Raw genomic sequence first — 26724 nt, 5'->3', positions numbered from 1 at the left:
AGGGTTTCATCATGCTAGAAATAAAAAACATCCACAAATCCTTCAAGAGCAATCAGGTACTCAAAGGCATTGATTTGAGCCTTAAAAAGGGCGAGGTGGTAGCCATTTTAGGGCCATCAGGCTCGGGCAAGACCACTTTTTTGCGTTGCCTGAATTTATTAGAACGCCCCGATCAGGGCACCCTGGCCTTTACAAGCGGTGATTTATCACTGGATTTTTGCAAAAAGGTCAGCCAAAAGGATGAACTAACCCTACGCCGCAAAACCTCCATAGTCTTCCAACAATATAACCTCTTCCCCCACCGCACCGCCCTGGAAAATGTGATGGAAGGCATGGTTGTGGTACAGAAGAAATCCAAGGAAGAGGCCAGGGCCAAGGCTCTTGAACTCTTGGCCAAGGTAGGGCTGAAAGACAAGGCCCATCTCTACCCCTCTCAGCTCTCAGGCGGCCAGCAGCAACGAGTGGGCATTGCCCGGGCCTTGGCAGTAGAGCCAGAGGTTATTTTATTGGATGAACCGACTTCTGCACTTGACCCAGAATTAGTGGGCGAGGTCTTACAAGCCTTAAAATTACTAGCCCAAGAGGGCTGGACCATGATTATTGTCACCCATGAAATGCAGTTTGCCCGTGAAGTGGCAGACAGGGTGATTTTGATGGCAGAGGGCAAGATTATTGAACAAAACACGGCCAAGGCCTTTTTTGAAAGCCCGCAGGAACCCCGCACTAGGCAGTTTCTCATGCAGGCCAAGGTAGCGGTTGAAAGTGATTATTCCATCTAACCATATAGCAAAAGCCCAAAGCATCACACTTTGGGCTTTTGATTATCTCATCTTTAAATACTGAAAGAAGACCCGCAACCGCAGGTGGAGCTGGCATTGGGGTTTTGTACCACGAAGCGGGAGCCATCTAAGCCCTCCACATAGTCCACGGTGCCACCAATCAAATACTGTAAACTCATTGGATCGACCACCAAACCCACACTTTGATTTTCGATGGTTAAGTCCCCTTCATTGACCTTGTCATCAAAGGTGAAGCCGTATTGGAAACCGCTACAACCACCACCTGTAATATAAACACGCAGTCTGAGGTCTGGATTTTCTTCCATTTCAATTAAGCTCTTTACCTTGTTTGCCGCAGCGTCGGTAAAGATAAGAGGAATTGCAATATCACTCATTTTATAAAAAATCCCACATAATCAATATGTGGGATATTATCCATCAAGTTTTGATTTCGATCAATCTTCTTTTAGATGACCACGCTGGCAATGGCCATACCCACCAAGCAGGCAACAATCACGCCGATTAAACCTGGCACCATAAAGCTGTGGTTGAAGTAGTATTTGCCGATCTTGGTTGTGCCGGTTACGTCAAAGTTTACGGTCGCAATGTCTGATGGGTAGTTAGGGATGAAGAAGTAGGCATAGGTGGCTGGAATTAAACCGACCAAGAGGGCAGGTTCTAGGCCCAAGCTAATGCCCACCGGCAACATCATAACCGCTGTTGCTGCTTGGCTATTGATTACCACCGATACAGCGAAAAGCGCAAAGGCGAAGGTCCATGGATAGTGTTCTACCATACCTGTAACCGCAGCCTTAAATTCTGGCATAGCGTATTGGAAGTAGGTGTCACTCATCCAGGCAATCCCGAAAATGGCGATGGCAGCCACCATACCCGATTTAAAGACCACGCCATTCGGCACGGTTTGTGGGTTGGTTTTGGTCAGAAGCAAGATGATCCCACCAAAGCAGAGCATCATCATTTGAATGACCAGAGACATGGAAATCGGCTTCTTGGCATCAGCAATGGTGCGGATTTCTGGCAGCATAGCAATGGCCACAATGGTCACCAAGGAAAGCAGGAAGAGGTAAACCGAGAGCTTGGCAGCCTTTGGCAGTTCCTCATTCAGCGTGGTGTTGGTGGTATTGAGAATACGCTCACGCCAAACAGGGTCTTGCAGGCGGCGTTGGTATTCTGGATCGTCCTCAAGCTCCTTGCCACGGCGCATACTGTAAAGGGCTAGAGCCAAGGTTCCCAAGAAGGTGGCCGGCACGGTCACGCTGATAATATTAAGCAGGCTGACCTGTTCAAAGCCTGGAATGCCTGAAATTTGGGTGAGATAGAAAGCCACTGCCGCAGAAAGGGGGCTGGAGGTGATGGCTAATTGCGAAGCTACAGAAGCCGCCGCCATTGGGCGTTCTGGGCGGATTTTATTTTTCAGGGCCACATCTGCAATGATTGGCATAACAGAATAGACCGAATGACCTGTGCCCAGCATAAAGGTCATCACATAGGTAACAATAGGCCCAAGCAGGGTTACCCGTTTAGGGTTGCTGCGCAAAATCCGTTCGGCAATTTGCAGCATAAATTTCAGGCCACCGGCCGCTTCTAAGATGGATGCACAGGTAACCACCGCCAAGATGATGAGCATCACATCAACAGGTGCCTTACCCAGCGGCATACGGAAAATAAAGACCTCAATGGCCAGGCCAATGCCTGACACCACGCCCAAGCCAATCCCGCCGTAGCGACTGCCGACATAGAGCATTAAGAGTAAAAAGAGAAATTCTGCATAAAGCATAAAAAGACCTCGAATAGTAAAAAAGAGGTATATTTTACGGCTTTGCTTCCTAGCACAAAAGGGGCGAATTTTACCTAAATCAAATTTTATGCAGAAAAAGTTGCGGCTTACATTTCCGCCTGAAGCTGTTTAAGGACAGGCTCAATCTCGGGCATAACCCCCTCCCAGAGGGCAAAGGCATGGGCGGCCTGGCCGACCAGCATGCCCAGCCCATCAGCCAGGGCTTCTGCGCCACAGCTTTTGGCATAATTTAAAAAGGGCGTATTCTGGCCTAGAGCATATTGCATATCGTAGATCTTGGCGGATTTAAGGAGTTGGGCCGGCAGTTCCACACACTTGCCTGCAAGGCCTAGGGAGGTGGCGTTGATAATCAGATCAAAGGATTGATTGACCAATTCTTCCCAACAAGCGGCCTGGATTTGGCCAAAATTTGCAAATTTTTGGGCCAGCTCAACCGCTTTCTCATGGGTGCGATTATAAAGGGTGATGTTTTGTTGGGCCTGTAAGAGAGGCAGCAAGACGCCCTTGGTCGCCCCCCCTGCTCCCAAAATCAAGACCTTTTGTTGGGGCTTAAGCCAGCCCAGGCGTGCTAAATCGGCACTTAAGCCCTTGCCGTCTGTGTTGTCGGCATAAAGTCTGCCGTCTTCTAGACGTTTTAGAGTGTTGCAGGCCTCAGCCAAGAGGCAGGTTTCGCTATGGAGGTGGGCAAGACGGAAGGCCCGCTCCTTAAAGGGGGCGGTAATGTTACAGCCCTGGGCACCCTGGGCGAAAAAGGCTTCAAGTTCCTTTTCAAACTCGCTCTCGCTGCCTAATTTTGCAAGATATTGCAGGTTTTTACCCGCTTGTTGGGCAAAAAGTTGGTGAATGCGGGGGGATTTACTTTGGGCAATAGGATTGCCCCAGACGGCGTAGTGGTGCATGGCTTATCCTTGGCGAAAAATATGCTGGCTAAAAATATCACGAATTTCTGATGGCTTGCTTCTGCCGCCTGTAGGCGCATCAAGTACAGGGAAGTCTGGGCCGAATTGCTGGTGGACTTCCTCGGCCGTGCGGCAGGGGGGCTGGCCTGTCAGGTTGGCACTGGTCGAGGTCAGGGCAAAGCCTGTGGCCTGGCAGAGTTCTACCACAGCAGGCAAGTGGCAAAGGCGAACCGCAATGCTGTCAAACTGGCCCCTGAGGTAGCGGGGCACACTGGCCTTGGCCGGCACAATCCAAGTAATGGCCTGTTCACCCACGTTTTCAAGCTTCCGCCATTCCTTATCACCTAAGCGGCTTGCATCAATATAGGGTAAAAACAGGCTAAGGTCGTGGGCAAGGATAATCAAGCCCTTTTCTTCAGGGCGTTGTTTAAGGGCCAGGAGTTTTCTGACGGCCTCTTCACTTTGGGGGTTACAGCCCAGGCCAAAGACGGCTTCCGTGGGGTAGGCCACTACTTGGTCTGCTTGGAGGGCTTCAACAATAGGGGAAAAATTATTCATGGTCTTGATCATTAAAAAGGTGTTGGCAGGCCTTGTTGATACATTGGTAGCCCTGCTTTTTAGGAATGGCTAAAGGCCCACCACACTGGGGACAGGTTTTGGCGACAGGCTTGGCACTTAGGGTGAACTTGCAATCGGGAAAGCCCGTGCAGCCGTAGAAGGTCTTGCCCGAACGGCCTCGGCGGGCCACTAATTTATGGCTTTTGCATTCAGGGCAATCAAAACTTTCCTCAGCCTCGCTTTCTTCATGCACAATAAAATGGCAGTCAGGATAGGCACTGCAACCAATAAAAAGGCCAAAGCTGCCCTGTTTGAGTTGTAGGGGGGCTTGGCATTGGGGCAGGCTTCATCAAGGGTTTTGAGAATGCGGCTGTTTTGCTGTAGGGGCTTGAGGTAATGGCAGGCTGGGTAGGCCGTGCAACCCAAGAATAGGCCCTGCTTGCCCCGCTTGATTTGAAGGGCCGCACCGCATTCTGGGCAGGCTTCTGTGTGTTTGGTTGATTTAAAGAGGCTCATCTACTAATTCAAATTCAATCACAAAAAGGGCGTCTTCTTGAGGGTAAATCTCCCGAATAACCTGTTTAAGTTGCACCAAGCTCATATTTTCTTGAGCGGCTTCTTGCTCTGTTAAATCATCAAAGGTAATGGGCTTGACGGATTTTACTTCAATATGGGCAAAGAGCCGGTCGGTTTCATTTGTAAAAACCGCTAATTTTTGCCCCGCTTGAAAGTGGGATTCGGAGCTGTCTCGAATGGTAATGGTTTTACGCCTGCTTAGAATATCTGCCTCGAAACGGCTGAAAAAGGTGATTTTACTCATCATAGTCTAGATCCATTAAGTCTCGGAAATGATCGTTTTCAAAGCCACGGGACAGCATAAAGCGCCACATTTTTTGCTTGGCCTTGATGTCCCAAACCTCAGGCCGCTTTTTATTGAACTGATACTCTGCCAGCTCATACCAATCAATTTCAGCCTCTTCCAAGGTTTGTTCAATCAACCATTGGGCAATGCCCTTGTGGTAGAGTTCCTGCTGAATACGGCGGGGGCCATAGCCTTGCTGGGAGCGGGAGCGAACATAGGTTGCACAAAAACGCACATCGCTTTGCCAGTTATGTTCCTGGGCCTTGGCCAGGGCCTCTTCAGCCTCTTGCTCGGAATACTCCTTACGCTTGAGCCGCTGGCGCAGTTCCTGCTCGCTGTAATCTCGGCGGGCTAATAGATAAACTAGATATTGGGTGGCAGAATATTTTTGCATCATCAAACTATTTAGCCCCACAGGCCGTGGGGCCGTTTAGCTAAAACTCGTTTTCGTTATAGTCAGAGCCGTTCAACTCCACAATCTCGGCCTCTTCGTCAGCCGCTTTTGGGGTTACGTTAAAACTTTGTGGCGAACTCATGAGTTTGGCACGTAATGCTTCCTCGAGTTTTTGTGCTTCTTCCACGTTTTCCTTCAACCATTTAAGGGCATTGGCCTTACCTTGACCGATTTTCTTGCCTTGATAGGAGAACCAGGCACCTGATTTTTCAATCATTTTTTGCTCAACCGCAAAGTTGAGGATCTCACTCTCACGGGAAATGCCTTGGCCATAAATAATGTCAAAGAGGACTTCACGGAATGGCGGAGCCACCTTGTTTTTCACGACTTTTACTTTGGTTTCGTTACCAATCACATCATCGCCATCTTTAACCGCACCGGCACGGCGAATGTCTAAACGTACGGAGGCATAGAATTTAAGGGCATTACCACCAGTGGTAGTTTCAGGATTGCCAAACATGACACCAATTTTCATGCGGATCTGGTTGATGAAGACTACCAAGCAGTTGGCATTTTTGATGTTACCCGTGAGCTTACGCAGGGCTTGGGACATAAGTCGTGCCTGCAAGCCCATGTGGGAGTCGCCCATGTCGCCTTCAATTTCGGCTTTTGGAGTAAGTGCTGCAACCGAGTCCACGATAACCACATCCACTGCACCTGAACGCACTAGGGCATCACAGATTTCCAGAGCCTGCTCCCCATTATCTGGCTGGGAAATTAAAAGCTCATCAGTATCCACACCTAGGTTGCGGGCGTAGATTGGGTCTAGGGCGTGCTCGGCATCAATAAAGGCACAGGTTTTACCGGCCTTTTGGGCCTGGGCAATAAGAGAGAGGGTAAGGGTGGTTTTACCCGAGGATTCCGGCCCGAAGATTTCTACAATCCGCCCCATTGGCAGGCCGCCAATGCCCAAGGCTAAGTCTAGGCCAATAGAACCTGTTGAAACTGACTCAATATCCAATTTTGGTGTATTGCCCAATTTCATGATCGAGCCTTTACCAAACTGCTTTTCAATTTGAGCCAGGGCTGCGGACAGGGCCTTTTCTCTGTCCTCTGGATTGGTGATCTGTTCTACTGCCGGTTGTTTTTTTGTTTTTTTCTCTGCTGCCATAATAAATCCTTAACGCATAGGTTCGTAAAATACCTGCCTATAATATACTGCCTACATATACAGTCAAGTAAATTTTTACAGTGTTTTTAAATTCTTGCGATTAGTTCGAAGGTTGGATGGATTGTTCTGCCGTCACCTCATCAGGCAAAATATCCATGGGATCAAGCTGTGAACGTTTGATCGTTTTGAGGGGAATTTGATCCTGTAAATATTGCTCCATAGCCTCTGCGGCCTCCATCAAATCCTCATACAGTTGGCTCATTTCGTTGCTTACCTCCAAACACGCATACGCTCTTATTTTAAGAAAAGCTGACTAAAAAAGCGATAAGGCTCGCACAATTTCTCGATCCATGTCACAAATTTATTTTAAAGCTCGACAAATTGAGGCTTGTCAGGTAATTTTTAGGAAATTTTTTACGAGGAATAACCATGACAGATCTGATTCAACTGGGAAAAGCGGCCAAGCAGGCCGCATTTGAGCTGGCCCAGCTTTCTTCCCAGCAAAAAAACCAGGCCCTGGCGCTGATTGCGGATAAATTAGAGGCCACAAGCGGGCTAATTTTGGCCGAAAATTGCAAGGATATTAAAGCCGCCCGAAACAGGGGCTTGAGCGAGGCCTTGATTGACCGCTTACTTTTAACCCCAGCCCGCTTGCAGGGCATTGCCAATGATGTCCGCCAGGTCATTAGCCTGGCCGATCCTGTGGGCAAGATCTTAGATGGCGGGCGGCTGGATAGCGGTTTACAAATTCAACGTGTCGCCACTCCGCTTGGGGTGATTGGCACGATTTATGAGGCCCGGCCTAATGTCACGGTGGATGTGGCCAGCCTCTGCCTCAAAACCGGCAATGCGGTTATCCTGCGGGGCGGGAGCGAAACCCAGCATACCAACAAGGTCTTGGTGGAAGTTATCCAGCAGGCCTTGGAAGAGGCGGGGTTGCCAAGTGCGGCTGTGCAGGCCATTACCGATCCTGATCGCCAGTTGGTCATGGACTTGCTCAAACTCGACAAATATGTAGATATGATTATCCCTCGGGGCGGGGCCAAGTTGCAGGAACTTTGCAAACAGCACGCCACCATTCCCGTGATTGTGGGCGGAATTGGCATCTGCCATCTCTTTGTGGAAGAAACGGCTGACCTGATTAAGTCTATCCCCTTGATTGAAAACGCAAAAACCCAGCGGCCAAGCACCTGCAATACCCTAGAAACCCTCTTGGTTCAGGCCTCCATTGCAGAAACATTTCTGCCGCGTCTAGCCCAAGAACTGGGCCAAAAAATTGCAGGTTTTCACGCCTGCCCGACCGCTTGCAGGATTCTCAGCCAGGCCGGAGCCAAGGTTGAGCCGGTCAAAGATGAGGAATTACGGCAGGAATGGCTTTCAACCCATCTTAACGTGGTGGTGGTAGAGGATTTTGCAGCAGCCCTGGCCCATATTCGGGAATACAGCAGCCAGCATTCTGATGGCATTTTGACCCAGAACCCACAAATGGCTGAGGCCTTTGTGCGAGCGGTGGACAGTGCAGCGGTTTATGTTAATACCAGCACCCGCTTTACTGATGGCGGCCAGTTTGGCCTGGGGGCAGAAGTGGCAGTTAGTACCCAAAAACTCCACGCCCGGGGGCCTATGGGCTTGGAAGCGCTGACTACCTATAAATGGGTCTGCTCCAGCGATTATATAAGCCGGGCCTAAAAACAAAAATCCCCCAAATGCTCAACTTGGGGGATTTTGCTATGCTTAGAAAGCGCTGGTATCTTGGAAGAGGCCGACCTTCAGATCGGTTGCCGTATAAATCACACGGCCATCCACTTCCACTTCACCATCGGCCATGCCCATGACCAATTTACGGTTAATGACCCGCTTCATATTAATGCGGTAAATGACTTTTTTAGCGGTTGGGAGGATTTGGCCGGTAAATTTAACCTCACCCACGCCCAAGGCCCGGCCCTTGCCCTTGCCGCCAATCCAGCCTAAATAGAAGCCGACCAGCTGCCACATGGCATCTAAGCCCAAGCAGCCTGGCATAACAGGGTCGCCAATAAAGTGGCAGCCGAAGAAAGGCAGGTCTGGGTGAATGTCTAATTCTGCTTCAATGTAACCCTTTTCAAACAAGCCCTCGGTTTCGCTCATACGGGTGATTCTGTCCATCATCAGCATGGTGGGTGCAGGTAATTGTGGGCCTTCTTTGCCGAAAAGCTCGCCCCGCCCTGATGCTAATAGATCTTCGTAGGTATAGCTTGGTTTGATGTTGGGTGTACAGGTGTTCATGAATTCTTCCTTTATATGATAAGAAAAAAGGCCTTATTTTCAGCCTTTTTGAATGAGGGCCATCATACGCCCTTTCAATTCAGCGAACAAGTGTAAGCTGACTTGTCGGATCTGTTGAGTTAAATTTAAGCAAGATTTCAGGAAAACAGCCAACAACCCCTTTTTTGCTTGGAATTTTGCCTATTTTTCGGCCAAGATCCGCTCTTTGATGAATTTTTAGCGAAAATATCAATAAATTTTCATCATCCAAACAATTTTTTGCAAATAAGGTTTGACGAAATTTTTTAACACGCTAAAATACGCCTCGTTTTCTGTTGCACAGCAGAGACAAAAAAGCGGGAATAGCTCAGTTGGTAGAGCACGACCTTGCCAAGGTCGGGGTCGCGAGTTCGAGCCTCGTTTCCCGCTCCAATTTTTTCTTATTGTGCCCGAGTGGCGGAATCGGTAGACGCAAGGGATTTAAAATCCCTCGCCTTTCGGGGCGTGCCAGTTCAAGTCTGGCCTCGGGCACCATTTCATCTATCTTACCTATGCGGGAATAGCTCAGTTGGTAGAGCACGACCTTGCCAAGGTCGGGGTCGCGAGTTCGAGCCTCGTTTCCCGCTCCAAATTCTTTCGTATTGTGCCCGAGTGGCGGAATCGGTAGACGCAAGGGATTTAAAATCCCTCGCCTTTCGGGGCGTGCCAGTTCAAGTCTGGCCTCGGGCACCATTTATATTTCCTTTATTTTTATCCTTCCTCTTGGTATTATCCTCTTATAAGCTAGCTTTAAAGGCTTTTAAGAAGAGATGCTCATTAAGCATTTTTTCCCCCAATCTTTAAAAGAGGGTAAACTTAGTGAATAGACCATATCAACCGATTAGAAATCCGCTAAACAACCCACAAATGATCAGCGGCAAAAATAAAGATATTTTTCATGTGCTACATAGAAATGTTAATTTAACCGATGAGTATGGAAAACATCAAGAAAACTATATTTTTATAGATGAAATCCCTAACCAAAGTATCTTAAATAAGATAAAAAATATTAGATTTATAAGAAGCATGGGAGATTTTTCAACTCATGAAGTACCTGAATGGTTTTATAAAACCAAGCAGGTTTCTTATTTGTCCCTTCCAATTAACTTTTTTCTTGATGAAAAATTCACTCAATCGGAATTTTTGCAAAATTTAACCCTATTAGATATCACACATTCTCATGATATAAGCACCATGATTGACATTGATTGTAGCAAATTCATCAATCTAAAAAGATTAAGAGTTATGGCCTATAATCACCGTTTGATTAATACAGATATTCCAAAAAATATTGAAGCATTTTCCATTAACTTGGAAGACAGAGTTAAGAATGATCTAAGCAAGATTGGTTTTTTAAAACAAGTTAAATACTTACAATTAGAAAGTATTTCCACCAAGCTGGATTTATCGATCTTAAGCGAATTACAATTAACTGGCCTGTCCATTTTATATAATTTCCACAAAAAGCAATCTTTATTATCGATCATTGATCTGAGTGAGTTGGAATGCCTGTTTATTAATAACATCGCCATGCCGATTGATTTTGAAATTTTTAAAAGCGCAAGCAAACTTAAAGAAATCACCATTTGGAACAGTAAAAAATTTGAAAATATTGCTGCGATTAGCCTTATCCCTTCCTTAAGGGCCTTAGAGATTGCTTATAGTAAATTCAATCCAACAGAAGAAGAAAAAGACATTATAAATAATATGAAATTGGATTATTTAAGTATTGTGTGAGTTTAAAAACCCTGCGTAGAGTGGGTGCTTGTCCCTCCGATAGGGACAGCCTCCAGGCTGATGCTGGGGTATTTGTCACCAGCCTGTAGGCTGGCGACATCGGGGGTTATTTAACAATTTGGAGTATCAATGTTAAATTCATTAGACGAAAATGAGTTCTATCAAATAGATGATCAAATTTACTTTTTAGGATCTGATGTTAATTATTTGACATCTTATTTAAAACAAAACAATCTAAAAAAATTATTTATTAGATTTGATGCAAAAATTAATAATTTAGAGTTTTTGTATGAAATGGGTTTTTTGGAAAGTTTATCAGTACCAGAATTATCTAAAGATATAAACATTGAACCCATATACTCTTTAAAAAATTTAACATCATTAGATTTTAATAACTTAGATTCTCAAATAGAAATTAAGCAATTTAGAAATTTAGAAAATATTGCTTTTAACGGAAACAGTAATGTTTTATTAGAAGGTTGCCATAGTGTCAAAAATATATTTATTAGAGATTTGGAAGATTTTTTAAAAATACCAACAATTAATTCTGTAAAAAAATTGAAAATACTTGGATATAAAAGTATAGACTTAAAGAATATTGAAAATGCCTTTCCAAATATCAATGATTTCACATTAATTTTTGCTAAAAAATTGGAAAGTGTTTTTTATTTAAAAAACTTAAAATTAAAAACTCTTGAACTGGAAAAAATAAATGATAAATGTAAATTTGATGATCTAATAAATTGCAAAACGATCGAATCACTATATTTGAGGACAAAAGTGGGTAATTGTAATTTTATTGAAGCTATGCCTGATTTAAAAATACTATTTTGTAATGAAGTTACAAGTGGAGACCTTACCCCTATATTTTTTTCAGAGCTTGAGAAAGCTTATATCAAAAAAATATCCAAAAAATCTACTCATAGTAAAGCAGATTTAAAAGAAAAATTCGGAGAGTGGTAACCATCCAATAGTGCCAGCCTCTAGGCTGGTTCTGGGGTATTTGTCACCAGCCTGGAGGCTGGCGACATCGGGGAGATGATTAGACAATGGCAAAAAAATCAGAATTGTTAAATGAAATAGACTTAATCATAGAAAAGTTGAATAACAGCATTCAGTATACCTACTCAACATCTGAGTTATGGTGTGCAATCATAAAAAACAACGATGTTGTTATTGATTGGTCAGCTGAATACTTAACAATATATGGTAAAACCAGCATACACCAAAGACAGATTGCCTACAACAACGATGTTGGTTGGAATAAATCTTGGCTGGTTGTTGCTGATGCTATCAACAATCCCTTTATCTTAGATGTAGAGCGGGGACAAATACTTTATGCTCAGCATGGCATAGGTTACTGGACTACAATAGAGATATCTAATAATATAAAAAATTTCTTACACATAATTAAGATTTACATAGAGACTTATTATATTGATTTTCAAGAAAATATATTAGATAAAGACTATGAAGTTAATAGCAATTTCATAGAAGAATTAACATATAAACTACATAAAATATGTACTAGGAATCAAATAAATAATTTTGTAAAAAGTATTTTTGGATAAGGTTATTAAAATAAGAATAGTTGCCACAGGGTGAATACCACGCACCTTTTTATTATTTAAAATCTATCATCACCACAACAACCATTTAGGCACACCGCAGGAGCTGACGGATGATGGTAGGGAGTTGTTGGGCTTGACTATGAGTATGCGTGGGGTGGGAGATATGGCCCCTGATAGTGCCAGCCTCCAGGCTGGTTCTGGGGTATTTGTCACCAGCCTGGAGGCTGGCGACATCGGGGGGTGAGTGTTAAAAATACCTACTTACCTCACTCCCATCTTTCCCAATAAAATAAATTTTTTTTAATTTTTCACCCTCAAACTCATAAAAATACTCATTGTTGATTTTATGCGTATGAGGGTTAAAAAACATTTCATCGTTACTTGCACTAATGGTTTTATATTTTTTACCCTTTTTATATTCATCAAGTGTTAAAGCACTTCTTTCTCCTTTATAGTCGCCACCGATACCAACATCTAATGTTATATCAGCATTTAATATGAACTTTTTAAACACAGATACTATTTTTTTAACTTCCAATAAATCTTTTGATATCTCTACATTCACATAGTATTCCTTTATCCTTATTGTAGCTGGAATATAATTGGTATTGGAGGCAATACCAGTGCCACTGAAGAAAATAATTTGGGTATTATCAATCACCCCAGAAACATCTATTTTTTGGTTAATGGCATCTAAGAGGTTCTTAACTTTTTTACTTTTCAAGACCCTATATTTAATCTCATTCAACTCATTATATAAATGGGCATAATCATAATATGAAGTATAACGTGCATAAAACCAATCCATCTTTTCAAAATCCAAGGCATGATAAGAGGCTTGGATCTGCTTAAGATCGAGATTGAGGTAAAAATCCTTGACCTCTTGAACATAAGAAAGCATATCGGGTTGATCATAAAGAGAAGGCATCGTGGTTACTCCAAAATTAACACTTTTGACCCGTGCAAGCGGGTGATTTGAAGCCAAATTTTGCAAAATCTTAGCATTATTTCACCGCTTGTAAACCTCTATTTCCAGCCAAAGAGCGAGCCTGTGGCTTTGCCTACTTACTTCCCTTGCGTCTGATCAAGATTTTCTGCCCTTCCTCTTGACCCCATAAGGAAACTTGCTAAAATCCCTCCCCGCTTTTGAGAAAAAGCACGTTCGGATGAAGGTAGCTGGAGAATGGGGAAGCCCATACCGACGAGGTAAACTCTTTCAGGTGCAAGTGCGAGGACAGTTACTGGACGAACCCTTGGAGAGATCCACTCCGCAGTGCGGAAAATGGACGCCGAAGGCGCAAGCGGCAAGGCCGTGAAACGCTCAGGCAAAAGGACAGGGGAGAAAAGTTTTAGGGCGTGTCCTCAATTTGAAAACGAGTCGGTTTTTCGAGCAAAAAACGACAGATACGAGGAAAAAACGCAGCCAAATTGAAATGTTGGCCAGTATTTTTGACGAAGTAGATGGCGAATTTTTGCCGAAAATACCGCCGTAAGAAAATTGAGGACACGCCCTACTACAAGCGGTTGAAAATTTGCAAGATTTTGCAAATGCCTGCCCGCTTGCCCTTCGCTTTTCTTTCCTTGTAAGCAGTTTTTACGAGGAATCATTATGTCAATCGACACCATTCTTAATGCTATCAATACCTTTATTTGGGGCCCGCCGCTACTTATCCTGCTTGCAGGTGTGGGGGTTTACTACACCTTTCGGCTGGGGCTTTTGCAGGTTTTCCAGCTGCCCCGTGCCTTTGTTTATATGTTTAAGCCTGAAAAGGGCAGCAACCAAAAGGGGGATATTTCCGCCTTTGCCGCCCTTTCCACGGCACTGGCCGCCACCATCGGCACCGGCAATATTGTGGGCGTGGCCACGGCCATTCAGGCGGGCGGGCCTGGGGCGCTCTTTTGGATGTGGCTGATTGCCCTTTTTGGTATGGCCACCAAATATGCCGAATGCCTGCTGGCCATCAAGTTCCGCACCAAGGATAAGGACGGCTATATAGCAGGCGGCCCCATGTATTACATTGAGTTGGGTATGGGGCCTAAGTGGCGCTGGCTGGCCAAGCTCTTTGCCCTCTTTGGCGTACTGGTTGCCCTCTTTGGCATTGGCACCTTCCCGCAAATTAACGGCATCACCCACTCCCTACACAATACCTTTGACTTGCCCATTGTTGCCAGTGCGGTGATCTTAACCCTCTTGGTTGCCCTGATTATTTTAGGCGGGGTGCAGCGAATTGCCAAAATTGCCAGTGTGATTGTGCCCTTTATGGCAGTTAGCTATGTGAGCATTTCAGTGCTGATCTTGGTGCTAAATGCCGATAAATTACCTGAAACCGTTGGCTTAATCTTACACGCTGCCTTTGATCCGCAATCGGCCCTGGGCGGGGTCTTGGGCTTTAGCGTGATGAAGGCCATTCAGTCAGGCGTGGCTCGGGGGATCTTCTCCAATGAGTCTGGCCTCGGCTCTGCCCCGATTGCAGCCGCCGCCGCCCAAACCAAGGAACCTGTCCGCCAGGGCCTGATTTCTATGACTGGTACTTTCCTAGACACGATTATTGTCTGCACCATGACAGGCCTGGTGATTGTGATGACAGGTGCCTGGAAGGGCAGTGTACAAGGGGCTGCCATTACCAATCTGGCCTTTTCCCAGGGCCTGAGCAGCAACTGGGGGGCTATTGCTGTGACCCTAGGCCTGATTTTCTTTGCCTTTACCACCATTCTGGGCTGGTGCTATTACGGGGAGCGTTGCTTTGTTTATCTCACAGGCGGCAAAACCCGGGGCATAAAGTTCTACCGCATGGTCTTTATTGGCCTAATCGCCGCTGCGCCCTTTATTCATTTGAATACCATTTGGACCTTGGCGGACATTGTAAACGGCCTTATGGCCTTCCCAAACCTGGTGGCCTTGGTGGCCCTGCGTGGCGTGGTGATTGAGGAAACCAAGAATTATTTTGAGCGGTTAAAGAAGGGATTGGTATAAAACAAAAAGGGAAATCGTTAGATTTCCCTTTTTTAATTATCTTCAAACTAGATATAAATTTCTTGCTGAATACGATAGCCTTGTGGAGCGGCCTCTTTTTCTTCAAAGGTCACAAATTCCCAGGCCTTTTCATTGGCTAGAATGGCACGCAGGAGCTTGTTGTTAAGGCCGTGGCCTGATTTATAGGCGGTGAAGTCGCCGATAATATTGTAGCCACACATAAAGAGATCGCCGATGGCATCTAGCATTTTGTGGCGGACTAGCTCGTCCTTAAAGCGTAGGCCGTCTTCGTTAAGAATGCGGTATTCATCCAACACAATGGCATTGTCCAGGCTTCCGCCTAAGGCCAGGCCGATGGATTGGAGGTATTCCACATCCTTCATGAAAGTGAAGGTTCTGGCACGGCTTAGGTGCTGGATAAAGTTTTCTGGGGAAAGCTCCAACTTGTAGTTGCGCACATTCTTGCTGATCATGGGGTGGGTGAAATCAATGGTGAAATCCAATTTGAGGCCTTGGCTATAAGGCTTGATTTCTGCCCATTTGTCGCCCTCTTCCACCCGCACGGTTTCTTTAATGCGGATGAATTTCTTGGCTGCATTTTGCTCTTCAATGCCTGCATCTAATAAAAGATAGATGAAAGGGCTGGAGCTGCCGTCCATAATCGGGATTTCAGGGGCATCCACTTCCACAATCAGGTTGTCTAGACCTAGGGCAGACATGGCTGCGTTAAGGTGCTCAACCGTGGAAATCCGCACGCCATCATCGTTGATCATACAGGTGCAGAGCTGGGTGTCCCGAATGGACTCGGCACTGGCAGGGAAATAGACCGCTGGGTCTAAATCCGTGCGGGCATAGATGATGCCGGTGTTGGCTGGAGCTGGGCGCAAAGTCAGGGTCACTTTCTTGCCACTATGAAGGCCAATGCCAGTCACCTTGGTGCTTTGCTTGAGTGTTCTTTGTTTAATCATATACTTACCTCACAAGCGGGTGGAATTTGCAGATTTTTCGCAAATTTGCCCCGCTTGTCTTCGCTTTAGCGATTTTTCATAAAGCCCGGAATGCTGCTTGGGCTAAATAGGTTGCCTGAATCAACCGATTGTGGGCGAGCGGCAGGTTGTTGCTGTTGAACAGGCTGGCCGTATCCACCGTAAGATTGTTGAACAGGTTGTGGTTCAGCCTGATGTTGGGCTGCATAACCACCGCTTTCATTTAAAAAGCCTGGGCGATTAATCGGAGGATCTTGGTGTGTAGGCTGCATTGGGCGTGGCGGCACCTTAGCCACTTGCACAGGCTCGTTCATGCCAATGCCTGTTGCAACTAGCGTGACACGCACACTGCCTTCCATTTCTGGGTAAACTGAAGTACCAAATACAATGGTAGCATCTTCTGCGGCAAATTGCTGAATATGGGCCATAATGGTATCAACTTCAGATAATTCAATATCCAAGCCTGATGAAATACTAACAAGAATACCTTTGGCACCTGATAAATCCACATCTTCCAAGAGTGGGCTGGCTACCGCTTCTTGGGCTGCACGCTCTGCACGGTCATCGCCTTCTGCTAGGCCTGTTCCCATCATGGCACGGCCCATTTCAGACATAACGGTTTTCACATCCGCAAAGTCCACGTTAATCAGGCCTGGGGAGGTGATCATATCGGTAATGCCCAAGACCGCATTGCGTAAAATATCGTTGGCCGCATTAAAGGCATCGGTCATTTTGGTGTTCTTTGGTAGAACCTTTAAGAGCTTGTCATTTGGGATAATGATGAGAGAATCAACGTGCTTAGAAAGCTCCTGAATGCCTTGCTCGGCGTAATTCATACGCTTGGCCCCTTCAAAACGGAAGGGCTTGGTCACGATGGCAACGGTTAAGGCCTTGTGATCATTTTTGGCAATATCGGCAATCACTGGCGCTGCACCTGTCCCCGTGCCGCCGCCCATACCTGCGGAGATAAAGACCATGTCTGCACCCGCCAACATATTGGTGAGGGCTTCACGGTCTTCTTCTGCAGCTTGGCGGCCCACATTCGGGTTAGCACCTGCACCTAAACCCTTGGTAATAGAGGCACCGATTTGAACGGTTTGGCGTACCGCACTGTTACGCAAAACCTGGGCATCGGTATTAACAGAGAAAAACTCCACGCCACCCATATCATTGTTGGCATCCACCATGTGATTGAGGGCATTACCGCCGCCACCGCCTACACCGATAACTTTGATGATTGCATCAGGGGTTGTTTCATAAACAGGTTCAAACATTATTTATTCTCCCTTCGTGCAAGCACCAAACTCGCACTCTTGTGTCCATTTTAGAAATTTGATTTTATCCAACGCACGATTTTTTTGGTAAAATCCAATGCGTGTCCTACAGGTTTAGGCGTTTGGTAGGTAGAAACATCACTATCAGCCAAATAACTATACTGCAATAAACCTAATGCGGTTGCATATTTGGGTTTATTAACATAATCTGTTAGCCCCTTAATATTAAGCGGGCTTCCAACGCGCACCTGTGCCCCAAAGACAGATTTTGCACATTCTACAATATCTTGCACTTCTGAACCACCACCTGTAAGCACAATTCCTGCAATTAAATCAGATTTTATGCCATTTCGGGTCAATTCTAGCTTGCATTGATTCAAATCTTGTTGTACGACCTGCAATAAATCGTTATAACACTTGGCCGTGGTGCTGGCAAGCTGTGTCTTGGTAAAGGTGCGGGTGGCACGCCCCCCCAGGCCTGCCATTTCAATTTTCTTATCCGCTGCAAAGGTTGGCGGGGAAATGGCACTGGCATGGCGAACCTTGATGTTTTCGGCTTCATTGCGGGAGGTTGCGAACATTTGGACAATGTATTCGGTAATATCGTTCCCACCAAAGGGAATCACCTTGCTATAACGCAGGGCGCCGCCCGTATAAACACAAATGTCCATGGTGCCGCCGCCAATATCAATCAAACAAACCCCCAGCTCCTTTTCTTCCTCGGTCAGCACCGAGTAAGCCGAAGCCAGGCCAGAGAAGACCGTACGTTCAATCTTGAGTTTGCTGCGTTCCACCGCCCGCTCTAGGTTGGTCAGCCAATCCTTATGGCAGGTAATGAGGTGAACCTGGGTGTGCAAGTCCATGCCCTGCAAGTGGAGGGGGTTTTTGGTGCGGGGCAGGTTGTCCACCATATATTCTTGTGGAATAACGTGCAGGACTTCCGACCCATCGGAAAACTTGATGTTTTTTACCCGCTGAATAGCTTCTTCAAGATCGTCATAGGTCACCTCGCCATTTTGCAGCGGCAGGGAGGTGCTGCGATTAACCGTGCGGATATGCTGGCCTGTGATGGACAGGGTAACGTGGCTAATTTCGTAATCCGACATGGACTCGGCCTGTTCAATGGCATGGCGAATGGAATTGACCACCGCATCCAAATCAATCACGCTGCCTCGCTCAATACCCTTGGTTGGGCTAACACCCACCCCAAGACATTGACCACCGCATCAGGCAAAACCTCGCCCACCACGGCAATCACCTTGGAGGAACCGACTTCTAAACTTACTCCAATTCTGGATTCTGCAACATTCGACATCTTCTCTATTCTTATCTCTTATGGTTAAAATTGAGGGCCAAAACCAACCGCTGCCCCGTGTTCATAGCGTAAGTCCACATAGGCTAAACGCTTGTTTTCGGGCACAGAAATATGGGGAAAAATGGCCACAAAACGGTCAATTTTCGGTGTCCATTCACCCCGTCCTAAGCGGAGCTGAACATTATTATCTAGGGTAATGCTCCAAGAGCCTCGGTTATCAATGGCAACCGATTTTAACCCAAGATGGCGGGAGGTCAAATCCGCCTTGATTTTTGTCCAGGCTTCTAGCACCCGTTTGCCCTCAGAATCAGGCCCATAAAGGATGGGCAGGCCTTCCTTGCTGGCTCGATTGGCCGGCAGGGTAAAAACCTCGCCCTGGCTGGAGACAAAATGGTTGTCGTTCCACACGGCCACAGGCTGGTATTCAAAGAGGGTAAGGCTTAGCCTGTCTGGCCAGAGCTTACGAGCCACCACGGCCTTAACCCAGGGAATGGCCTGTAATTTTTGCTCCACCTCATCAATATTCTGCCCAAAATAGCCTTTGAGTGCTGGTTCTGCCGCCAAAAACTCCCGAATATCGGCATTGGTGGTAAACTGGGTTTTATGGGTTAGGGCATAGGCCCGAATGGGTGTGCGGTCGAAACTTTCCAGCACCGCTTGCCAGTTGCTATAAAGAGAATAACCCAGAAGCACCCCACATAAGGCCAGAAGCGGCTTCACAAAGGCCAGCCAAGAAATGGATCGCTTGGGCTGATCCAGGCTGGTTCTGCGTTTAACGGCAGCGGGCTGTTTCTTACGACCAAACATTAGGCACTTAACTCCAAGACCTTAGCCACTAAAGCTTCAAAGGAATAGCCCACCTGGGCGGCTGATTTAGGAAAGATACTGTGGCTGGTCATGCCTGGGCAGGTATTGACTTCAACCAGGTTGAACTCGCCCTTGCCATTTTCCATCACATCAATCCGGCTCCAACCCCGGCAACCCACCACATCGTAGGCCGCTTTGACTAATTCCGCTACCTGGGCCTGGCGTTCATCGCTCAGGGCCGGGCAGACATATTGGGTATTGTCTGAAATATATTTGGCATGATAGTCGTAGAACTCCCCTTCAGGAATAATCTGCACCGCAGGCAGCACCTGGCCATCTAAGACCGGCACGGAGTATTCCTTGCCCGATAAATTTTCTTCCACCAAAACGATCTCATCATGTTTGAGGGCTTCTTCAATGGCAGGTAACAGGGCTTCGGCCGTCTTAACCTTGCTGACCCCGACACTGGATCCTTCGCTAGACGGTTTCACAAAGACTGGCAGGCCTAATTTTGCAAGAATAGCCTCAGAATCCACCACTTGCCCACGGCGAATCACCACCATGTCAGCCGTTGGCAGGCCGACAGCCTTCCACAAGAGCTTGGTGCGGAATTTGTCTAAAGTAATAGCAGAAGCCATCACGCCACAGCCCGTGTAGGGAATCCCCTGTTGTTCCAAAGCCCCTTGCAGCACGCCATTTTCGCCAATGCCGCCGTGTAAGATATTAAAGACCCGCTGGATGCCCCGTTCTTTGAGTTTTTCAATAGGAAAGTCCTTGGTGTCGATGCCTTCTACATTATAGCCCTGGCTTTTGAGGGCCTCTAGCACAGCCGCCCCAGAATTGAGCGACACTTCCCGCTCTGCCGACACCCCGCCAAAGAGGACGGCGATTTTTTCGTTTTTGATGGTCATTATCTTATATATTCCTTGATATATTGTAGGGACGCATTGCATGCGTCCGTGCGATATCTATGTTGTGAAGATGTTTGCGGACGCACGCAGTGCGTCCCTACTAAGACTCCGAATGAAAGCCTTAGTGCTTCCAACTCTCCGCCAAACCACGGGAAATCTTGCTCACACTGCCCGCCCCTTGGGCCAGGATCAGGTCGCCGTCTTGGATGATTTGATCCAAGACTTCGCCTAATTGTTCCGTATCCGACACTAAAATCGGATCTATCTTACCCAGGTTACGGATAGAACGGCACAGAGCCTTACTGTCCGCCCCCACAATCGGGGCTTCGCCTGCGGCATAGACATCCAACATAATCAGGCTATCCACTTGGGAGAGAACCTGCACGAAGTCATCAAAAAGATCACGGGTGCGGGAATAGCGGTGGGGTTGGAAGATCATCACAATCCGCTTGCCTTCCCAGCCTTGACGGGCGGCCTTGATGGTCACATCCACCTCGGTTGGGTGGTGGCCGTAGTCGTCCACCAAACGCACCTTGCCGTTAGGGCGGATAAATTCGCCCAACTGATCAAAGCGTCTGCCCGCCCCTTGGAAATCAGCCAAGGCCGCTAAAATGGCCTCGTTTTCAATCCCCTCTTCCTTGGCCACAGCAAGTGCAGCTGTAGCATTAAGGGCATTATGTTTACCCGGCACGTTGAGTAAAACATCAATCCGCTCGCCATTAGGGCAGATCACGGTATAGTGGCCCTGGAAGCCAGTTTGCTCGTAGTTCTCAATCCGATAATCGGCCTGCTGGCTAAAGCCATAGGTCAAAACCTGACGACCAACCCTAGGCACTAATTCCATCAGCACCTCATCATCAGCACACATCACCGCTAAACCATAGAAGGGCAGGTTATGCAGGAACTTAACATAGGTGTCCTTCATCTTCTCAAAGTCACCACCGTAGGTTTCCATATGGTCGGGTTCGATATTGGTGACTACCGACACCATCGGTTGCAGGTGCAAGAAGGAGGCATCGCTTTCGTCTGCTTCGGCAATTAGGTAACGGCTGGCCCCTAGGTAGGCATTTTTGCCAGCGGATTTAACCAAGCCGCCATTTACAAAGGTTGGGTCAAGCTTGGCCTGGGTGTAGATCATGGAAATCATGGCAGTCGTTGTGGTCTTGCCGTGGGTGCCGGCCACCGCAATGCCGTGGCGGAAACGCATGATTTCAGCCAGCATTTGGGCACGCTGAATCACTGGGATTCGCTTTTCCAGGGCAGAGGCCACTTCTGGGTTTTCGTGGTTAATGGCACTAGAAACCACCACCACACTGGCGCCTGCGATATTGTCCGCTTGGTGGCCGATAAAAACCTTGGCCCCGGCATTGACCAAACGTTGGGTTACGGGGCTTTCGGCAATGTCCGATCCTGAAATAGCATAGCCCTCGTTGAGCAGGATTTCAGCAATGCCGCTCATGCCTGCCCCGCCGATCCCCACAAAGTGGATCTGCTGAACCCGCCGCATTTCAGGGATAATTTTTCTCACCTTATCTTGGAAATGTTTGACCATGATTTATTCCTTCATTCTTTTTATTTTTGGATGGCGCAAGCGTCCTCGCTTGTGCCTTATTTGCTGCCAGCACCAGCCTGGAGGCTGGCGCTATCTACTTTTGGCTGGCCACTTCCTCAATCACTTCCGCTACACGTTGAGCCGAAAGTGGGGTGGCCATTTGTTTGGCCTTAAGGGCCATGTCTAATAAACGATTGCGATCGGCCAAGAGCGGCTGGAGGGCATTGAGCAGGCTTTCAGGGCTAAAATCGGCCTGTTCAATAATCACCGCTGCTCCTGCATCCGCCAGATATTTGGCATTGAGGTATTGCTGGCGGTCCTTGTGTTGGAAGGGCACGAAAATAGCCGGCAGGCCGGCTGCCGCCACTTCACACACAGTCAAGGCCCCTGAACGGCAGATAATCAGATCCGCCCAGGCATAGGCACTGGCCACATCGTCAATAAATTCGCTAACAAAGGCATTGCGGGGGAAGATCTTGTTGTATTCGGCTTCCACCGTTTCAAGGCTGCCCTTGCCGGCCTGGTGGGCAATTTCCACCTGTTCCCCCAAAACCTTGGCCACCACAGGCACGGTTTGGTTGATAACACGCGCCCCTTGAGAGCCGCCCATCACCAAGATCTTAATCGGCCCCTGGCGCTGGGCAAAACGCACATCTGGCGGGGGAAGTTGGAAGAGATCTTGGCGAACAGGGTTGCCGACCACTTCTGCCTCAGGAAAGGCAGAGGGAAAAGCCTGCAAAACCCGCTTGGCAATTTTCGACAGCCACACATTGGTCAGACCTGCCACGGCATTTTGCTCATGCAACACCACAGGCACACCGCATAATTTGGCCGCAATGCCACCTGGGCCAGACACATAGCCCCCCATGCCGAGAACAGCATCGGGCTGGTAGTTTTTAATGATTTTACGGGCCTGTAAAATGGCACGGAAGATAGCAAAAGGGGCAGTTAAAAGGGCCTTAAGTCCCTTGCCCCGCAGGCCAGAGATTTGGATAAATTCAATGGGGATCCCATGCTTGGGAACCAGATCGGCTTCCATCCGATCCTTGGTGCCTAACCAGCGGATCTCCCAGCCTTGTGCTTGTAAGGTATGGGCCACGGCAATAGCAGGGAAAACGTGCCCCCCTGTGCCGCCAGCCATCACTAATAATTTTTTCGCCATTCGAGCCTCTTTGCTCAGATTTTACAAAAATGTCGCTATTGTACAGGAAAAGCACCATTTTAGGGAAAAGAAAGCGGTCTATTCTTGCAAATTTTTTACAAAAATAGACCGCTTGTGAGCTTTCACGATAAGCTAGCCTCAAAGCCCGCTTCTTCGATGGCCTCGATCAGGGCAGCTTGCTCGATCTTGGCAGGATCAAAGATCAGCCGAGCCAGGCCGGCCTGCCAATCCACTTCTACCTGGCTAACGCCATCCAGAGCGCTTAAAACCTTCTGCACGCTCTTGGCACAGCCGCCGCAGGTCATGCCTTGGACTTGAAGTTCGAGGGTTTGCATGGAATATTCCTCCAAATGATCAAAAATAAGTCAGGCCATTTTATAAATGTCAGCCCGCTTTTACAAATTATTCTGCGGCTTTGATCGCAATCTCGGCAAAAAATCGGTATAATCGCCCACCTTTACCTGTGATCTCGATCACATCTTTTCCCTCAAATAAGACTTTACAATGCAACAAATTGATATTAACAAATTGCGTAACATCGCAATTATTGCCCACGTTGACCACGGCAAAACGACTCTGGTTGATAAACTCCTCCAACAATCTGGCACCTTCGGCGAAATGCGGGGCGATGTGGATGAGCGGGTTATGGACTCCAACGACCTGGAAAAAGAACGTGGCATTACCATTCTTGCCAAAAATACCGCCATTAACTGGCAGGATTATCATATCAACATCGTGGACACCCCTGGACACGCCGACTTCGGTGGCGAGGTTGAACGGGTACTTTCCATGGTGGATTCGGTTTTACTGGTTGTTGATGCCTTTGATGGCCCAATGCCGCAAACCCGTTTCGTGACCCAAAAGGCCTTTGCCCACGGCTTAAAGCCGATTGTGGTTATCAACAAGGTGGATAGACCAGGCGCCCGCCCTGACTGGGTGGTGGATCAGGTTTTCGATCTCTTTGTAAACTTGGGTGCAACAGACGAACAGCTAGACTTCCCGATTATTTATGCTTCTGCCCTTAACGGCGTAGCGGGCTTAGAGCACGAAGAATTGGCCCCAGATATGACCCCGCTCTTTGAAGCCATTGTGAAGCACGTTGAGCCACCTAAAGTGGAATTAGATGCCCCATTCCAAATGCAGATCTCCCAGCTAGACTACAACAACTATGTGGGTGTCATCGGGATTGGCCGTATCAAGCGTGGTTCAGTTAAACCTAACCAAGCCATTACCCTCGTGGGCGCTGACGGCAAAACCCGCAACGGCCGTATCGGCCAAGTCTTGGGCCACTTGGGCTTACAACGTTTTGAGGCAACTGAGGCCTTTGCTGGCGACATCGTAGCCATCACTGGCCTGGGCGAACTTAACATTTCTGACACCATCTGCGACATCAACAGCGTAGAAGCTCTACCAGCCTTGAGTGTGGACGAACCAACCGTCACCATGTTCTTCTGCGTAAACACCTCGCCATTCTGTGGCCAAGAGGGCAAATTCGTGACCTCTCGCCAAATTTTAGAACGTTTGAAAAAAGAGCTTGTGCATAACGTGGCCCTGCGTGTGGAAGAAACCGAAGACCCAGATGCCTTCCGTGTGTCTGGCCGTGGCGAATTGCACTTGTCCGTTCTCATTGAAAATATGCGTCGTGAAGGTTATGAATTAGCCGTATCCCGTCCGAAGGTTATCTTTAAGGAAATCGACGGCCGTAAGCAAGAGCCATTCGAGCAGGTCACAGTCGATATTGAAGAGCAGCACCAAGGGGCAGTGATGGAAGCACTCGGTATCCGTAAGGGCGAAGTGCGGGATATGATCCCAGATGGCAAGGGCCGTACCCGTTTAGAATACATCATCCCAAGCCGTGGCCTGATCGGCTTCCGTAACGAATTTATGACCATGACCTCCGGCACAGGCTTGCTCTACTCCAGCTTCAGCCACTATGACGATGTTAAAGCAGGCGAAATCGGCCAGCGGGTCAATGGTGTATTGATTTCCAACGGCCAAGGCAAGGCCCTTGCCTACTCCCTCTTTGGCCTGCAAGACCGTGGTAAGCTTATGATCGGCCACGGGGCAGAAATTTACGAAGGCCAGGTTATCGGCATCCACAGCCGTTCTAACGACCTCACCGTAAACGCCCTAGAAGGTAAGAAATTAACCAATATGCGGGCTTCAGGCAAGGACGATGCCTTAACTTTAACCACGCCAGTTAAATTCACCCTGGAACAGGCCCTAGAATTTATTGACGATGACGAGTTGGTGGAAGTGACCCCAAGCTCCGTGCGTGTGCGTAAAAAACTCTTAACCGAAGTTGAGCGTAAACGTGCCAGCCGCACCACCAGCAGCACCAGCACTCGCTAACGCTTAATCCCCCTCCATAAAAAACGGCATTCTGTTTAGAATGCCGTTTTTCTTTTTTGCAAAATGTTGAGCATAATTTACCGCTTATTAAATATTTTACTCACTCTCATAACTAGCATAACACGCTGCCTGATATTCAATATCATGCCCCTGATATTTCTTAACGATCTCCTCGCCGACTAAACTTATCACTTGAGATTCATTTAAGACATAAACATAAATAGCATATTCATCATCATTAACTGGGTTAATATAAGGAATAGCCTCACTATCTGGTAAGGTTATAGGGTATGAATCCAATAATTCATCAGTGGCATTACTATATACTTCTACATATCTTTCAAGGTCAATCATCGTTTTAGTCCATATTTATCTTCCATATTTTTATAAATACTCTCAAAAATAGCAACTATCTTCTCATTACCATCATAGTATAAATCCCAGTCGAAATCAGCTAGTTCCAATGGTTCAATGCTAATTCTTAAATTACCACACAAAGACTTAATATTCCATTCTGAAAAACTTGCCATATCATAAAGGCTAAAATGCTCAAATTTTTCTAGCACAGGGGTAAGATCGCTATTCCTTCTAATCAAAGCGAAGGTCTCTTTCCTATCAATATATACATATATACCTAAACAAATGTATTTTTTATTTTTTGTTATACTACTTGATGTTTCTTTTGCTACTAAAATCATAAATGCACCAACACAATTATTACCCGCACCTTCACTGGCGACAAATACAAGCGGTAAACCTAAGGTCGATTTTTGCAAAATATTAAGCATAATTCTCCGCTTGTATTATAAATATCCCAGCACCAGCCTGGAGTCTGTCCCTATCGGGGAGAGTAAATCTCCTCTCTTCTTTTTATTCTATCCAACCAAACATCTTCAGGAATAAAATGCTCATATGTTTCTTCCCAAGATAAATCACTTATTCCCTTCATAAATAACCCTGGCCAACTATCTTCTTCTGCAATATAAGAAAAATTAATTAGAAACTCTCCCAAGTTATCTATGGAAATTCGACAATGAGTCCAACTCTGCTCATATTTTTTCTTATACGTTTTAATTAGATCTAATACTTTGTATAATATTTCATGAGGAAAGTTTTTTAGATCATACTCTATCTTTTCCCCTGTATTAGATTTCCAGAATGCCCTGATACTCTCATCTCCATCATATATATAACAAAAAAACACATACTCAGATGCTTCATGAGGCATAAGTTTCCAAAGTTCATTTATTACTTCATCATAATTATATTCCATAAATCCTTAATCCCCGATATTACCACCACCCTCGCTAGTGACAAA

At 46.8% G+C, this 26724-nt stretch carries 26 protein-coding genes, 4 tRNA genes, 2 pseudogenes and 1 other annotated feature; of the genes and pseudogenes, 11 read left to right on the top strand and 21 right to left on the bottom strand.

Translation table 11 applies throughout. The features are described from left to right. Positions 1 to 11 precede the first annotated feature (11 nt). Positions 12 to 779: a polar amino acid ABC transporter ATP-binding protein gene (locus A4G20_10835; GenBank protein QIW16780.1), complete on the top strand. Its 768-nt coding sequence runs from the start codon at positions 12 to 14 to the stop codon at positions 777 to 779. Positions 780 to 832: 53 nt separating this feature from the next. Here the strand turns inward: A4G20_10835 and A4G20_10830 are convergent, their stop codons facing one another. The 8 genes and pseudogenes from A4G20_10830 to A4G20_10795 form a co-directional block, all read right to left on the bottom strand. Next, entirely contained in the window at positions 833 to 1174 is a 342-nt protein-coding gene (locus tag A4G20_10830) for an iron-sulfur cluster insertion protein ErpA (GenBank protein ID QIW16779.1), read from the bottom strand. 71 nt (positions 1175 to 1245) lie between these two features. Then, positions 1246 to 2577, bottom strand: coding sequence for an anaerobic C4-dicarboxylate transporter (locus A4G20_10825; protein ID QIW16778.1), 1332 nt, complete (start codon positions 2575 to 2577; stop codon positions 1246 to 1248). Between the two features lie 107 nt (positions 2578 to 2684). After that, positions 2685 to 3497: a shikimate dehydrogenase gene (locus A4G20_10820; protein QIW16777.1), complete on the bottom strand. Its 813-nt coding sequence runs from the start codon at positions 3495 to 3497 to the stop codon at positions 2685 to 2687. A gap of 3 nt (positions 3498 to 3500) precedes the next feature. Continuing rightward, on the bottom strand, positions 3501 to 4055 hold the full coding sequence (locus A4G20_10815) for a tRNA threonylcarbamoyladenosine biosynthesis protein RimN (protein ID QIW16776.1): 555 nt from the start codon (positions 4053 to 4055) through the stop codon (positions 3501 to 3503). Beyond that, positions 4048 to 4571 (bottom strand): annotated as a pseudogene (locus tag A4G20_10810) (hypothetical protein). The gene A4G20_10815 and the pseudogene A4G20_10810 overlap by 8 nt, the downstream one beginning before the upstream one ends. Then, positions 4558 to 4875, bottom strand: a complete 318-nt coding sequence (locus tag A4G20_10805; protein ID QIW16906.1) for an ASCH domain-containing protein — start codon at positions 4873 to 4875, stop codon at positions 4558 to 4560. Before A4G20_10805 ends, A4G20_10810 begins: the two are co-directional and overlap by 14 nt. Further along, positions 4868 to 5311: a recombination regulator RecX gene (locus A4G20_10800; GenBank protein QIW16905.1), complete on the bottom strand. Its 444-nt coding sequence runs from the start codon at positions 5309 to 5311 to the stop codon at positions 4868 to 4870. The genes A4G20_10805 and A4G20_10800 overlap by 8 nt, the downstream gene beginning before the upstream one ends. 40 nt (positions 5312 to 5351) lie before the next feature. After that, positions 5352 to 6482 (bottom strand): recombinase RecA, encoded by a 1131-nt coding sequence (locus tag A4G20_10795; GenBank protein ID QIW16775.1) that lies wholly within the window; start codon positions 6480 to 6482, stop codon positions 5352 to 5354. A gap of 429 nt (positions 6483 to 6911) precedes the next feature. Here A4G20_10795 and A4G20_10790 point away from each other — a divergent pair, with 429 nt between their 5' ends. After that, entirely contained in the window at positions 6912 to 8171 is a 1260-nt protein-coding gene (locus A4G20_10790; protein QIW16774.1) for a glutamate-5-semialdehyde dehydrogenase, read from the top strand. 45 nt (positions 8172 to 8216) lie between these two features. On the opposite strand, the gene A4G20_10785 is transcribed toward A4G20_10790, so the two are convergent. After that, entirely contained in the window at positions 8217 to 8747 is a 531-nt protein-coding gene (locus A4G20_10785; protein ID QIW16773.1) for a 3-hydroxyacyl-[acyl-carrier-protein] dehydratase FabA, read from the bottom strand. 335 nt (positions 8748 to 9082) lie between these two features. Between A4G20_10785 and A4G20_10780 the strand changes: the two genes are divergently transcribed. The 7 genes from A4G20_10780 (at position 9083) to A4G20_10750 (ending at position 12073) form a co-directional block, all read left to right on the top strand. Further along, positions 9083 to 9158: transfer RNA gene (locus A4G20_10780), tRNA-Gly, on the top strand. Between the two features lie 15 nt (positions 9159 to 9173). Further along, positions 9174 to 9260 (top strand) — tRNA-Leu (locus A4G20_10775). A 19-nt stretch (positions 9261 to 9279) separates the two neighbouring features. Beyond that, positions 9280 to 9355, top strand: a tRNA-Gly gene (locus A4G20_10770). 16 nt (positions 9356 to 9371) lie between these two features. Further along, a tRNA-Leu gene (locus A4G20_10765) sits at positions 9372 to 9458 on the top strand. Positions 9459 to 9632: 174 nt separating this feature from the next. Next, positions 9633 to 10502 (top strand): hypothetical protein, encoded by an 870-nt coding sequence (locus tag A4G20_10760; protein QIW16772.1) that lies wholly within the window; start codon positions 9633 to 9635, stop codon positions 10500 to 10502. Between the two features lie 129 nt (positions 10503 to 10631). Then, a complete protein-coding gene (locus A4G20_10755) occupies positions 10632 to 11465 on the top strand; it encodes a hypothetical protein (GenBank protein ID QIW16771.1) in 834 nt (277 codons plus the stop codon). An 86-nt stretch (positions 11466 to 11551) separates the two neighbouring features. After that, entirely contained in the window at positions 11552 to 12073 is a 522-nt protein-coding gene (locus A4G20_10750; GenBank protein QIW16770.1) for a hypothetical protein, read from the top strand. A 247-nt stretch (positions 12074 to 12320) separates the two neighbouring features. On the opposite strand, the gene A4G20_10745 is transcribed toward A4G20_10750, so the two are convergent. Further along, positions 12321 to 13001, bottom strand: coding sequence for a hypothetical protein (locus tag A4G20_10745; protein ID QIW16769.1), 681 nt, complete (start codon positions 12999 to 13001; stop codon positions 12321 to 12323). A gap of 315 nt (positions 13002 to 13316) precedes the next feature. Continuing rightward, positions 13317 to 13420: a binding site (glycine riboswitch), on the top strand. Positions 13421 to 13682: 262 nt separating this feature from the next. Here A4G20_10745 and A4G20_10740 point away from each other — a divergent pair. Next, positions 13683 to 15047, top strand: a complete 1365-nt coding sequence (locus tag A4G20_10740; GenBank protein QIW16768.1) for a sodium:alanine symporter — start codon at positions 13683 to 13685, stop codon at positions 15045 to 15047. Positions 15048 to 15094: 47 nt separating this feature from the next. Here the strand turns inward: A4G20_10740 and A4G20_10735 are convergent, their stop codons facing one another. The 8 genes and pseudogenes from A4G20_10735 to A4G20_10700 form a co-directional block, all read right to left on the bottom strand. Then, a complete protein-coding gene (locus A4G20_10735; GenBank protein ID QIW16767.1) occupies positions 15095 to 16015 on the bottom strand; it encodes a UDP-3-O-[3-hydroxymyristoyl] N-acetylglucosamine deacetylase in 921 nt (306 codons plus the stop codon). A gap of 65 nt (positions 16016 to 16080) precedes the next feature. After that, a complete protein-coding gene (locus A4G20_10730) occupies positions 16081 to 17307 on the bottom strand; it encodes a cell division protein FtsZ (GenBank protein ID QIW16766.1) in 1227 nt (408 codons plus the stop codon). Between the two features lie 50 nt (positions 17308 to 17357). Further along, positions 17358 to 18622: pseudogene (locus A4G20_10725) on the bottom strand (cell division protein FtsA). A 24-nt stretch (positions 18623 to 18646) separates the two neighbouring features. After that, positions 18647 to 19309, bottom strand: a complete 663-nt coding sequence (locus A4G20_10720; protein ID QIW16904.1) for a cell division protein FtsQ — start codon at positions 19307 to 19309, stop codon at positions 18647 to 18649. A 119-nt stretch (positions 19310 to 19428) separates the two neighbouring features. Further along, positions 19429 to 20340, bottom strand: a complete 912-nt coding sequence (locus A4G20_10715; protein ID QIW16765.1) for a D-alanine--D-alanine ligase — start codon at positions 20338 to 20340, stop codon at positions 19429 to 19431. 121 nt (positions 20341 to 20461) lie between these two features. After that, positions 20462 to 21892: a UDP-N-acetylmuramate--L-alanine ligase gene (locus A4G20_10710; protein QIW16764.1), complete on the bottom strand. Its 1431-nt coding sequence runs from the start codon at positions 21890 to 21892 to the stop codon at positions 20462 to 20464. A 94-nt stretch (positions 21893 to 21986) separates the two neighbouring features. Next, positions 21987 to 23054 (bottom strand): undecaprenyldiphospho-muramoylpentapeptide beta-N-acetylglucosaminyltransferase, encoded by a 1068-nt coding sequence (locus tag A4G20_10705; protein QIW16763.1) that lies wholly within the window; start codon positions 23052 to 23054, stop codon positions 21987 to 21989. Between the two features lie 122 nt (positions 23055 to 23176). Further along, on the bottom strand, positions 23177 to 23389 hold the full coding sequence (locus tag A4G20_10700; GenBank protein ID QIW16762.1) for a hypothetical protein: 213 nt from the start codon (positions 23387 to 23389) through the stop codon (positions 23177 to 23179). Between the two features lie 169 nt (positions 23390 to 23558). On the opposite strand from A4G20_10700, the gene A4G20_10695 reads away from it, so the two are divergent. Continuing rightward, positions 23559 to 25406, top strand: a complete 1848-nt coding sequence (locus tag A4G20_10695; protein ID QIW16761.1) for a GTP-binding protein TypA — start codon at positions 23559 to 23561, stop codon at positions 25404 to 25406. A gap of 96 nt (positions 25407 to 25502) precedes the next feature. Here the strand turns inward: A4G20_10695 and A4G20_10690 are convergent, their stop codons facing one another. From A4G20_10690 to A4G20_10680, 3 genes are all read right to left on the bottom strand, one after another. Then, positions 25503 to 25760 (bottom strand): hypothetical protein, encoded by a 258-nt coding sequence (locus A4G20_10690; GenBank protein QIW16760.1) that lies wholly within the window; start codon positions 25758 to 25760, stop codon positions 25503 to 25505. Beyond that, positions 25757 to 26104, bottom strand: a complete 348-nt coding sequence (locus A4G20_10685; GenBank protein ID QIW16903.1) for a hypothetical protein — start codon at positions 26102 to 26104, stop codon at positions 25757 to 25759. Before A4G20_10685 ends, A4G20_10690 begins: the two co-directional genes overlap by 4 nt. 140 nt (positions 26105 to 26244) lie before the next feature. Beyond that, on the bottom strand, positions 26245 to 26679 hold the full coding sequence (locus A4G20_10680) for a hypothetical protein (protein QIW16759.1): 435 nt from the start codon (positions 26677 to 26679) through the stop codon (positions 26245 to 26247). Positions 26680 to 26724: the final 45 nt, after the last annotated feature.

Source organism: Pasteurellaceae bacterium RH1A, assembly GCA_012221805.1.
GTDB lineage: Bacteria > Pseudomonadota > Gammaproteobacteria > Enterobacterales > Pasteurellaceae > RH1A.
Note: the sequence above shows the minus strand (reverse complement) of the source record. Positions and strands in the feature narration are given on the sequence as shown.

Coding starts and splice junctions, on each gene's coding strand:
- A4G20_10830 (QIW16779.1), bottom strand. CDS start 1,174: ATGAGTGATATTGCAATTCCTCTTATCTTTACCGACGCTGCGGCAAAC.
- A4G20_10745 (QIW16769.1), bottom strand. CDS start 13,001: ATGCCTTCTCTTTATGATCAACCCGATATGCTTTCTTATGTTCAAGAG.
- A4G20_10835 (QIW16780.1), top strand. CDS start 12: ATGCTAGAAATAAAAAACATCCACAAATCCTTCAAGAGCAATCAGGTA.
- A4G20_10815 (QIW16776.1), bottom strand. CDS start 4,055: ATGAATAATTTTTCCCCTATTGTTGAAGCCCTCCAAGCAGACCAAGTA.
- A4G20_10730 (QIW16766.1), bottom strand. CDS start 17,307: ATGTTTGAACCTGTTTATGAAACAACCCCTGATGCAATCATCAAAGTT.
- A4G20_10750 (QIW16770.1), top strand. CDS start 11,552: ATGGCAAAAAAATCAGAATTGTTAAATGAAATAGACTTAATCATAGAA.
- A4G20_10715 (QIW16765.1), bottom strand. CDS start 20,340: ATGACCATCAAAAACGAAAAAATCGCCGTCCTCTTTGGCGGGGTGTCG.
- A4G20_10740 (QIW16768.1), top strand. CDS start 13,683: ATGTCAATCGACACCATTCTTAATGCTATCAATACCTTTATTTGGGGC.
- A4G20_10705 (QIW16763.1), bottom strand. CDS start 23,054: ATGGCGAAAAAATTATTAGTGATGGCTGGCGGCACAGGGGGGCACGTT.
- A4G20_10795 (QIW16775.1), bottom strand. CDS start 6,482: ATGGCAGCAGAGAAAAAAACAAAAAAACAACCGGCAGTAGAACAGATC.
- A4G20_10785 (QIW16773.1), bottom strand. CDS start 8,747: ATGAACACCTGTACACCCAACATCAAACCAAGCTATACCTACGAAGAT.
- A4G20_10790 (QIW16774.1), top strand. CDS start 6,912: ATGACAGATCTGATTCAACTGGGAAAAGCGGCCAAGCAGGCCGCATTT.
- A4G20_10760 (QIW16772.1), top strand. CDS start 9,633: ATGATCAGCGGCAAAAATAAAGATATTTTTCATGTGCTACATAGAAAT.
- A4G20_10695 (QIW16761.1), top strand. CDS start 23,559: ATGCAACAAATTGATATTAACAAATTGCGTAACATCGCAATTATTGCC.
- A4G20_10820 (QIW16777.1), bottom strand. CDS start 3,497: ATGCACCACTACGCCGTCTGGGGCAATCCTATTGCCCAAAGTAAATCC.
- A4G20_10690 (QIW16760.1), bottom strand. CDS start 25,760: ATGATTGACCTTGAAAGATATGTAGAAGTATATAGTAATGCCACTGAT.
- A4G20_10680 (QIW16759.1), bottom strand. CDS start 26,679: ATGGAATATAATTATGATGAAGTAATAAATGAACTTTGGAAACTTATG.
- A4G20_10700 (QIW16762.1), bottom strand. CDS start 23,389: ATGCAAACCCTCGAACTTCAAGTCCAAGGCATGACCTGCGGCGGCTGT.
- A4G20_10710 (QIW16764.1), bottom strand. CDS start 21,892: ATGGTCAAACATTTCCAAGATAAGGTGAGAAAAATTATCCCTGAAATG.
- A4G20_10755 (QIW16771.1), top strand. CDS start 10,632: ATGTTAAATTCATTAGACGAAAATGAGTTCTATCAAATAGATGATCAA.
- A4G20_10825 (QIW16778.1), bottom strand. CDS start 2,577: ATGCTTTATGCAGAATTTCTCTTTTTACTCTTAATGCTCTATGTCGGC.
- A4G20_10735 (QIW16767.1), bottom strand. CDS start 16,015: ATGATTAAACAAAGAACACTCAAGCAAAGCACCAAGGTGACTGGCATT.
- A4G20_10685 (QIW16903.1), bottom strand. CDS start 26,104: ATGATTTTAGTAGCAAAAGAAACATCAAGTAGTATAACAAAAAATAAA.
- A4G20_10800 (QIW16905.1), bottom strand. CDS start 5,311: ATGCAAAAATATTCTGCCACCCAATATCTAGTTTATCTATTAGCCCGC.
- A4G20_10805 (QIW16906.1), bottom strand. CDS start 4,875: ATGAGTAAAATCACCTTTTTCAGCCGTTTCGAGGCAGATATTCTAAGC.